This is a genomic window from Cupriavidus lacunae (assembly GCF_003353055.1).
Classification (GTDB): domain Bacteria; phylum Pseudomonadota; class Gammaproteobacteria; order Burkholderiales; family Burkholderiaceae; genus Cupriavidus; species Cupriavidus lacunae.
In genome coordinates this window covers 210,946-219,928 of record NZ_QKWJ01000006.1, presented here as the reverse complement: position 1 = coordinate 219,928, position 8,983 = coordinate 210,946, and the positions used below count along the sequence as shown (strand labels likewise).

Sequence of the window (8,983 nt, the reverse complement as noted above, 5' to 3'; positions counted from 1 at the left end):
CGCCAGCGTTCAATCTGAGCCAGGATCAAACTCTTCAGTTCAATCTCTGTGTGGACCCTCGCGGGTCCTCGCTCTTTCGAGCGGTCGCTCACTCTCAGAAAACTGACTGACCAGATCCGAAGATCCAGTCACGTTTTGCTGTGCGAGCACTGTATAACTTGTGAAGCATCACTGTCCGAAGACAGCGGCGTCCGCTACCCAGCGCCCACACTTATCGGTTGTTTGTTTGTTAAAGAACTCGTCCGTTCGTTACCGTCCGGACCCGCACCGGCTTTGCCGTTTGCGTCGCTGCGTTGTCAGCAGCAGAGAAACNCAGCAGAGAAACGAGATTATGCAGAGCTTTCTTCGTTTCGTCAACCGTTTCAGCAATCTTTTTTTGCTGCGGCCGGCGCGCTGACTTCGCTGCGCCAACCTTCCCGGTCGACCCCGTAACCCGCGCCCCGTCTGCTTTGCAGCGCTGCGTTGTGTTGCGAGGGGGGCGAATAATATGCGAGCACGGCGGGGTTGGCAAGGGGTTTATCGGGAAAAAGCCAAATTGCCTCAAAAGTGCCTTTTTCAATGCCTCGGCCATGAAGCAGCGCTACTTATAGAATGACCGTTCCGGCCCGTGGGGCCGCTCTCTTATAGATGGGGACGTTCGATGACTATCCAAGCGACATGGAAGCCAAGCCAGGGCAACAGCATCTGCCACCTGACCAACGGCACGGCCGAGTGGCAGGCCGACCTGGACGCTTCGGCCGGCGGCGACACGAAATATCCGAACCCGCATGACCTGCTGGACTCGGCCCTGGCTGCCTGCACTACCCTGACCTTGCAGCTGTACGCCAAGCGCAAGGGCTACGTAGTCACCGAAGTCCACGTGTCCGTCGGCCACGAGGAAGCGAACGGCACATATACGATGAACCGCGAGGTCAAGGTCAGCGGGGAACTCACGCCCCAGATCCTGGACGACCTGCTGCGCGTGGCAAACCGCTGCCCGGTGCATAAGACCTTGTCCGGACAATTCTCCATCCAGACCTCGATTACCTGAGCTCACGCAACAAGGTCCTCCGTTGGCTGCCGTCAACACACAAATGATAATCTTTATCATTTAAAGACTCGGATTCTGACACGGCCTGAGTCAGCTAATTGGTTGACCGGACACTGTTGTGTCCGATCTCTTCTTCCGGCACCCACCGCCGTGTCATCGCCCTGACTCAGGCGGTGCAGTATCTTGGCCGCCGCGAAATCCGTTTTTGGGCCCACCCGTTCGGGGGTAGCCCCAACAGATGTGTTGGCCGGCGCACCAAGGATTCGCCGCATTCCGTCCAAACCGGGGTCGTGCGCTTGGTCTGCCATGCATCGCCGACTTACCATGAACGGAAAGCACAAAAATAAAAAAAATGCTTACATACCGTAGCGAGCGGGGGATGCCTTGACCAACTTTATTGAAGCGTATTGCGCGCAGGTGCGACTTGCGGGGGCAGCCGGCGTCATTGCCAAACCGGTCGTCGTGGCGCAGAACGGCACGTATGCCATGCACTACGTGCCTAGCGAATACCTGAACGCCCAGGCGCACCTGGTGCTGGTCAGCACCACGCCCGGCCATGCCCATGTGCGTCTGGCCGCCGCCGTCACCGAAGAACTGATGCGCACCCATGCGCCCGGTCGCGTGATCCAGCGCGAGAACAAGCGCCGCGTCGAGCTGGGCGGCAAGCTGGTGCGGCCCAACCTGATCCGCATGCTCGACCACTTCCGCGTGCCGGAACTGGTCGGCCTGCCGCACGCCGCGGCCTTGTGGAACGACGGCTTCGAGCGCCTGCAGCCACTCGCCTTGCTGCCGCATGCCACCACGCGGCGCGGCCTGGCGTTCGACGGCCCCCTGGAAGAACTGCAGGATGTGCCGATGTTGCGCGAAGTCTTCGAGACCCGGTTCCTGGGCGCCGTGCGGCAGATGCGCACCGATGCCCTGTACATCGCCCTCGGCCGTACCGCCTGGGCCGGGCTGAGGCATGCCGTCAGCCTCCGGCTGCTGGCGCGCCACCAGTTGCTGGGGATGATGCCGGTCCCGGCGCGCGCCGGCAGCATGGTGCGCTACTTCCTGCGCGAGATCGCGGCCAGCGCCCTGTCAGCCAAGGATCCTGTGAGGCATCGCGTGGACTGGCTCGATGCCGCTCATGCGGAACTGGAGGCCAATGTCAGAAAATTGCGCGCGGCCATCAACCCGGATCCGCGTTCCACCTATCTCATCGCGTAAGCGGTCACTCGCCTTCATCCCTGTGATCGACAGACCCCACCAAGGTGGGGTCTTGGGAGGCCGCTTTGCGCCGATAACGTCTCCTGAGGATACTGACACTCCTCGCATTCCCGATTTGCGGCCCCGCGTGGGCCGCGATTTTTTTGGGACGATCGCCTGCTCGCGTCAGGCCAGCCACCAGGCACAAGCTTTGCCTCCGGTCTGAACCGTTTCGCGCCCACCAGCCATGACGACCCTGTCCGCCTTGCGCATTGCCCTGTATGCCACGCTGCTGCTTGGCTCGCTTCCCGCGCCGGCGCAAAGCGACAAGCCGGGACTCGCCATCGCCGCGCTCAAGCCGGGCGGCCCATTGCCGCCGGGCTGGAAAAATCTACCTGTCGCCGCAGGCAAGGCCAGGACCGACTATCAGCTCGTGGCGGATGGCAACACCACGGTGCTCCAGGCCGACGCCAACCATTCCGCCTCGGCGCTGATGCATGAAGGCAACGTGGATCTGGCCCGCACGCCGGAGGTGGCCTGGCGCTGGAAGGCCGAAGGCGCGATTCCAGGCGCCGATAACCGCGAAGGCGCGCATGAGGATGCGCCGGCGCGCCTGGTGTTCTTCTTCGATGGCGACAAGAGCAAGCTTTCGCTGGGCGACCGCACCATGATGCGACTGGCCAAGACCCTGGCCGGCGAGGAACTGCCCTACGCCACGCTGATGTATATCTGGTCGACCAGCGCCGCACCCGGCAGCGTCATTCCCAACCCGCATACCGGCCGCGTGCAGATGATCGTGGTATCCGGCGCGGACGATGCCGGCAAATGGCAAGACCTGCGCCGCAATGTCACGCAGGACTATGAGCGGGTGTTCCACGAACCGCCGGGCCAGATCAAGGCCTACGGCATCTTGACCGACACGGACAACACCAATGCCACCGCCCGCGCCTGGTATGGCGACATCCGCTTCCTGCCAGGGGGCTGAGCGAGGGATTAGGGCGGCGGCGTCTGCCTGACGCTTCGCCGCAGGGCATCCGCGACCTGCGTCATCAGCGCGGCATCATCGTCCACCGCGCGCCCGCCGGCCAGCAGCGCCTCGCGCACGCTGACGACCTTGCCGGCGTCATAGCGCCGGTCACTGTCGATGGCCGCTTCGAAGGCATTGGCACGCCCGTTGATCTGCACGGGGTCGGCGCCGACCAGCAGCACCGCATGGGCCAGCACCAGGTGGTGCTGGCCGTCGGCCGATTGCATGGCGGCAGGCGCGCGTCGCCAGTACTGGGCCGTGCCGGCGATCTTGCGCGCGGCTTCGGGCGGACCCCAGGCCAGGTTGTAGCGGCCGTCGCAGAAGGAGCCGGCCACCGCCTGCCAGTGCGTCTCAACGCCGAGCGTTTGCAGGGCCGCGCCGATGACCTGGCACAGATGCAGGTAGACCGCGTCACTGAGCGCGCCCGGCGGCTGGGCCACTGCGTAGGCCAGGCTCAGGTTGAGGATGCCGGGACCCTGCGGCACCAGGCCGCCCCCGGACATGCGCAGGAACACCGGGCATCCCTGCTGCGCGAAGTCCGCGCGCGCGGTCTCCAGGGCCGCATGGCGCAGGTAAGTGCGCGGCACCACCAGCGACAGCGGCGCCTCCCACAGCTGCGCCACCTGCCGGCCCTGCGCCGCGAGGTCGAGCAGGGCCAGTTCATCCTGCAGCGGGTCGTTGCCCGCGTTACCTGCACCTGCTGTCTCGACAAATTCAAACGGCATCGGATGGCACCTGCCCCGGGGATGGCAACGTGACCAGTCTAGCAACTATGCGCTGAGCGCATCGAAGTACGCCAGCGCCTTCGACGCATACATGGCGCCGGGCCCGCCACCCATCTCGATATTGATGGCCAGCACTTCCGCTAGCTGCTCGCGGGTCGCGCGATGGCGCAGCGCCTGGCTGGTATGGAACAGCACGCAGTCGTCGCAGCCCTTCTGCACGGCCAGCGCGACGGCCACCAGTTCCTTGACGGCGGCGGGCAGGCTGCCTTCCTGGGTGGCCGCCTTCATCACGCCCTGGAAGGCGCTCATGGCGGCGGGCTGGGCCTGGCCGAGCGCGCCGAATTGCTTGTTGATCTCCGCAAGGCGGGTTTTCGGGTCTGTGGTCATGGGGTGTCCTGTGGTGAGTCGTTCGAAGCAGGCAGGCAGCGCGGACGGCGCACGGCAGCACCGTCCGCGCGCGGCATCAGCCGGCCAGGTGCGTCTTCAGCAGCGCATTGAAGTCATTGGCTTTCTCCATCTGGCTCATGTGGCCGGCATCGGGGAAAACCTTGACGGTTGCGCCCGGCGGCGCCGCTTCAGCGTGCTCGGCGGGGATGATGCGGTCCTGCCCGCCCCACACCACCAGCACGCGCTTGCCGCTGCCGGCCAGTCGCTGACCGGGTTGCTCGCCCTGCCGGCCGCCGCCGAAGAGTCCCTGGCCCAGCGCCGTCAGCGCCTCGGCGACGCCGTCCAGCCGCTTGTAGCGCAGCAGGTCGTCCAGCATCTGGCGGCTGACCAGCCCCGGATCGGCAAACAGCAGTTCGACCACGGGCTTGAGCTCGCGCCGCGACTGCGCGTTGACGAAGCCTTCGGTATAGCCGCTGTTGACGGCGTCGCCGAAGCCCACCGGCGACACCAGCGCCACCGACAGCACCCGCTGCGGCGCATCCACCGCCAGCTGTGCGGCCACGCCGCCGCCCATCGAGTGGCCGACCACATGCGCCGCCTCGATCCCGGTCTCGTCCATGAAGCGCGCTACAAAGCCGGCCATCTGCGCCAGCGTCGTGCCCGCGAGCCGCGGCGACGACTGTCCATGGCCGGGCAGGTCGAGCGCCACAACGGTGTACGCGTCGGCCAGGGGGTCGAGGTTGAACAGCCAGTTGTCCAGGTCTCCGCCAAATCCGTGGATGAAGAGCACGGTCTGTGCGCCGTCACCCTTGCGGGCATAGCGAACCCGGATGCCGTCGACGTCGGCAAAATGGTACGCGGCAGCGGCGTCCTCTTCGCCACCGTCGTCCGCCGGCGTTTCATAAGCCGCGACATAATCATCGATTTGCGCATCGCTCACCTCCGCAGGTGCCAGCACGCCCAGCAGCGCTTTCACCGGCAGCACGTCGCCGGCCTGCGCCACCTTGCGGCGCAGCGTGCCCGCGTCGGGCGCCTCCACCGCATTGGCGATCTTGTCGGTTTCCACATCCAGGATCGGCATGCCCACGGTAATCTCGGTGCCTTCGTCGACCAGCCAGGCATTGACCGTGCCTTCCTTCATCGACAGGCCCCACTTGGGCATCACGATCGGAATAATTGCGGTTGCCATCAGTGCTTGCCTCCCTTCATGGTCTTGCGCGCGGCGGCCACGATCTGCGCGGCGCTGGGGATATACAGGTCCTCCAGCGTGGGCGAGAACGGCACCGGCGTATGCGGCGGGCACACCATCTCGATGCCGGCCTTGAGCGCGCCGAAGGCCTGCTGCGCGACCTGCGCCGAGATATCGGTGGCGATATTGCAGCGCGGGCTGGCCTCGTCGACCACCACCAGGCGACCGGTGTTCTCGACCGATTCCAGCACCGTGTCCATGTCCAGCGGCGAGAGCGTGCGCAGGTCGATGATCTCGGCCTCGATGCCTTCCTTGGCCAGCGTCGCCGCCGCTTCCAGCGCGCGATGCACCATCAGCCCGTAGGTGACGATCGACACGTCCTTGCCGTCGCGCACGATATTGGCCTCGCCGAACGGAATGGCGTACGCGCCCTCCGGTACGTCCCCTTCCAGGCCATAGAGGTTCTTGTGCTCGCAGAAGATCACCGGGTCGTTGTCGCGGATCGCCTGGATCAGCAGGCCCTTGGTGTCGTACGGCGTGGACGGGCACACCACCTTCAGGCCGGGGATATGCGTGAACAGCGGCGTCAGCATCTGGCTGTGCTGCGCGGCCGCGCGAAAGCCCGCGCCGACCATGGCGCGGATCACCACCGGGGTCTCGGCCTTGCCGCCGAACATGTAGCGGAACTTGGCCGCCTGGTTGAAGATCTGGTCAAAGCAAACGCCCATGAAGTCGATGAACATCAGCTCGGCGATCGGGCGCATGCCGCAGGCGGCGGCGCCGATGGCGGCGCCCACGTAGGCGGATTCGGACAGCGGCGTGTCCAGCAGCCGGTCGCCGTGCTTGGCGTACAGGCCCTTGGTCACGCCCAGCACGCCGCCCCAGGCGTCCTTCTCGCCGTCCGCGCCGGCGCCGCCGACGATGTCTTCGCCCAGCATGATGACGCTGGGGTCGCGGGTCATTTCCTGGTCGATCGCCTCGTTGATCGCCAGCTTGATGCTCAGTTTGCGAGCCATGTTTGTCTCCTGATGATTGGGGTTGCGCGTGGCGGATCAGTAGCTGACGTAGACGTCGGTGAGCAAGTCCTCGGGACCTGGCTGCGGGGCCGCCTTGGCTTCCTGCACGGCATGCTCGATCAGCGCGGCGACTTCGCGGTCGATGGCGTCGAGCTCATCGCGCGCGATGACGCCGGCCTGGGTGACGGTGCGGCTGAACAGCTTCAGGCAGTCCTTGTTGGCACGGATGTCGTCGAGTTCGCCGGCGGCGCGGTAGGTCTGCGCATCGCCTTCGAAGTGGCCGTAGAAGCGGACCATCTTGCATTCGAGCAGCGACGGCCCGCCGCCTTCGCGTGCGCGGCGGATGACTTCGCCAGCGGCTTCATGGACCGCGAAGAAATCGGTGCCGTCCACCGTTACGCCGGGGATGCCGAAGCCGGCGGCGCGGTCGACGTAGCTGTCCACGGCGGTGCCGTAGTCGCGCGAGGTGGATTCGGCGTAGCCGTTGTTCTCGATCACGAAGATCACCGGCAGGTTCCACACCGCGGCCAGGTTCAGGCTTTCCAGGAAGGTGCCCTGGTTGGACGCGCCGTCGCCGCAGAAGGTGATGCCGACCTCGCCCTTGCCGCGGAACTTGGCCGCCAGCGCGGCGCCGCAGATCAGCGGCGCGCCCGCGCCCAGGATGCCGTTGGCGCCCATCATGCCCTTGGACAGGTCGGCGATATGCATCGAGCCGCCCTTGCCATTGCACGAGCCGCCCTTCTTGCCGTAGATCTCCTTCATCATCGCCACCGGATCGACGCCCTTGGCGATGCAGTGGCCATGGCCACGATGCGTGCTGGCAATGCGATCGCCGTCGTTCAGGTGGTGCAGGATGCCGACGCCCGTGGCCTCTTCGCCCGCGTACAGGTGGACGAAGCCCGGGATATCGCCGCGCCCGAAGTCCACATGCAGGCGTTCTTCGAAATCGCGGATGGTGCGCATCTTCCGGTACACCGTCAGCAACGTCTCCTTGTCGAGCGGCAGCGCGGCGGAATCTTGAGAAGCTCTGGCTGTCATGTCTGTCTCCTTCGTTTTCAGGTGTTGCACTTCAAGAAAAGCGGGGGCATGACGCGGGCATTTGCTGCATTTGCCCGCGGCGTCATCAGGCAAAGGCGTGCTGCGGCACGCTGCGCATCAGGTGATGGCGCGCGGCATGGCGCATGCACGCCGCGACGTCGATGCTGCGAAAGGCGTGGTCATGCAGCGTGATGGTGACTTCGTCGTCAGGCCCGAAGGTCAGCTCGCGCTCGCCGTCGAGCGCGACGATGCCGCTGCGCTGGCGCACGCGATGAGGGCGGCCGTGCTCGAGCCGCTGCCAGTCGGCCACCGACACGGAGCACATCAGGCCAGGCGCGATCGGCGCGCACAGGTCGAATTCGCCTTCGCCAGGCGCGGCCAGCTCGATCGCGAGTCCGCCCTCTTCGCGCCGGCCTACCGGTTCCAGCAGCCCGGCGATGGATGACAGTCCGATGGCCTCGGGGTCGGCAAAGGACACGTAGACCGCGGCAAGCGTGTCGGTCTTCCACAAGGCGCGCGCGCCGATGAAATGCTCGTGCGAAATCACTGCATCGACCAGCGCGATATCGCGGCGAAAGCCGCCGTTGCCGTCGCGGATGACGATGTCCAGGCGCTTGTTCGATGCCAGCGCCTGGCTGGCGGGAATACGGCCGGTGGCATAGAGGCCGGTGGCCAGCCCGGTAATAGTGGGCTCGCGCATTTCGGGGTAGGCATTGTTGGTGCCGGTCGACAGGCCCGCGATCGGCACCGCGCCGCACTCGCGCACCACCGCGCGGTGGGTGCCGTCGCCGCCCAGCACGATGATGGCGGCGACGCCCGCATCGGCCATGCAGCGCGCGGCGTGCAGCGTGTCGTCGACGCGCGACGCGACCGGCATGTCGACATAGTCGACCTGGGGCAGGCCCGAGTCCGGCCCCTGCCGGCGCGCCAGGTGCCGGGCCAGCATGACACGCAGCCCTTCGCGGTCCGGCATCATCAGCACGCGCTGCACCCCGCAGGACGCCAGCGCGGCCAGCAGGCGCAGCACGATATTGACGCGATCGGCCAGTTGCAGGCTATTGGCGTTGGCAATCACGCGGCGGATGTCGCGCGCGGAAATCGGGTTGGCGATGATGCCGACCACTGGCGCGATCTGCGCGCTGGCGCCTGCTGCGTGCCCCATTGCCTGTCTCCTGTTGTCGTTGTCTTGCCAGGCGTATTTGCAATGGCCGTGCCAGTGCGTGCGGGCAGTGCAAACATGGGAAATCGGGGTGTCAGCGGGGTCGAACCTGCGGGATTACCCCGAGGCGGCAGGGCAAAAACGACGCTGCGCTGTGACAGATGTCACAGCGCAGGTGTACAGGGGATGGACAGTCGTATCGGGCGCGGGCGCCGTGCTGCCTGCCG

General features: G+C 65.9%; 9 protein-coding genes. 3 read left to right on the top strand and 6 right to left on the bottom strand.

The genetic code is table 11. The annotated features are described in order from the left end of the window. The first annotated feature begins 640 nt into the window (after positions 1 to 640). From DN412_RS08205 to DN412_RS08195, 3 genes are all read left to right on the top strand, one after another. Complete coding sequence (locus DN412_RS08205; protein WP_115014038.1) at positions 641 to 1,030, top strand: OsmC family protein; 390 nt, start codon at positions 641 to 643, stop codon at positions 1,028 to 1,030. A 384-nt stretch (positions 1,031 to 1,414) separates the two neighbouring features. Further along, positions 1,415 to 2,236 (top strand): hypothetical protein, encoded by an 822-nt coding sequence (locus DN412_RS08200; RefSeq protein WP_115014037.1) that lies wholly within the window; start codon positions 1,415 to 1,417, stop codon positions 2,234 to 2,236. A gap of 226 nt (positions 2,237 to 2,462) precedes the next feature. Beyond that, entirely contained in the window at positions 2,463 to 3,200 is a 738-nt protein-coding gene (locus DN412_RS08195; protein ID WP_115014036.1) for a DUF3047 domain-containing protein, read from the top strand. 8 nt (positions 3,201 to 3,208) lie between these two features. Here DN412_RS08195 and DN412_RS08190 read toward each other — a convergent pair whose 3' ends face one another. The 6 genes from DN412_RS08190 to DN412_RS08165 form a co-directional block, all read right to left on the bottom strand. Next, positions 3,209 to 3,967 (bottom strand): lipoyl protein ligase domain-containing protein, encoded by a 759-nt coding sequence (locus DN412_RS08190; protein WP_115014035.1) that lies wholly within the window; start codon positions 3,965 to 3,967, stop codon positions 3,209 to 3,211. A 45-nt stretch (positions 3,968 to 4,012) separates the two neighbouring features. Beyond that, positions 4,013 to 4,354 carry a carboxymuconolactone decarboxylase family protein gene (locus DN412_RS08185; RefSeq protein WP_115014034.1) on the bottom strand — a complete coding sequence of 114 codons (342 nt, stop codon included), beginning with the start codon at positions 4,352 to 4,354 and terminating at the stop codon, positions 4,013 to 4,015. A gap of 76 nt (positions 4,355 to 4,430) precedes the next feature. Further along, a complete protein-coding gene (locus tag DN412_RS08180; RefSeq protein WP_115014033.1) occupies positions 4,431 to 5,543 on the bottom strand; it encodes an acetoin dehydrogenase dihydrolipoyllysine-residue acetyltransferase subunit in 1,113 nt (370 codons plus the stop codon). Beyond that, a complete protein-coding gene (locus DN412_RS08175) occupies positions 5,543 to 6,559 on the bottom strand; it encodes an alpha-ketoacid dehydrogenase subunit beta (protein ID WP_115014032.1) in 1,017 nt (338 codons plus the stop codon). The genes DN412_RS08180 and DN412_RS08175 overlap by 1 nt, the downstream gene beginning before the upstream one ends. Before the next feature lie 36 nt (positions 6,560 to 6,595). Further along, a complete protein-coding gene (locus DN412_RS08170) occupies positions 6,596 to 7,597 on the bottom strand; it encodes a thiamine pyrophosphate-dependent dehydrogenase E1 component subunit alpha (protein ID WP_115014031.1) in 1,002 nt (333 codons plus the stop codon). An 85-nt stretch (positions 7,598 to 7,682) separates the two neighbouring features. Further along, on the bottom strand, positions 7,683 to 8,759 hold the full coding sequence (locus DN412_RS08165; protein WP_115014030.1) for an ATP-NAD kinase family protein: 1,077 nt from the start codon (positions 8,757 to 8,759) through the stop codon (positions 7,683 to 7,685). Between the last annotated feature and the right edge of the window lie 224 nt (positions 8,760 to 8,983).

What these genes read in the sequence shown, in the direction of transcription:
- DN412_RS08175 (WP_115014032.1), bottom strand. Translation starts at nt 6,559, where the DNA reads ATGGCTCGCAAACTGAGCATCAAGCTGGCGATCAACGAGGCGATCGAC.
- DN412_RS08185 (WP_115014034.1), bottom strand. Translation starts at nt 4,354, where the DNA reads ATGACCACAGACCCGAAAACCCGCCTTGCGGAGATCAACAAGCAATTC.
- DN412_RS08195 (WP_115014036.1), top strand. Translation starts at nt 2,463, where the DNA reads ATGACGACCCTGTCCGCCTTGCGCATTGCCCTGTATGCCACGCTGCTG.
- DN412_RS08170 (WP_115014031.1), bottom strand. Translation starts at nt 7,597, where the DNA reads ATGACAGCCAGAGCTTCTCAAGATTCCGCCGCGCTGCCGCTCGACAAG.
- DN412_RS08165 (WP_115014030.1), bottom strand. Translation starts at nt 8,759, where the DNA reads ATGGGGCACGCAGCAGGCGCCAGCGCGCAGATCGCGCCAGTGGTCGGC.
- DN412_RS08190 (WP_115014035.1), bottom strand. Translation starts at nt 3,967, where the DNA reads ATGCCGTTTGAATTTGTCGAGACAGCAGGTGCAGGTAACGCGGGCAAC.
- DN412_RS08180 (WP_115014033.1), bottom strand. Translation starts at nt 5,543, where the DNA reads ATGGCAACCGCAATTATTCCGATCGTGATGCCCAAGTGGGGCCTGTCG.
- DN412_RS08205 (WP_115014038.1), top strand. Translation starts at nt 641, where the DNA reads ATGACTATCCAAGCGACATGGAAGCCAAGCCAGGGCAACAGCATCTGC.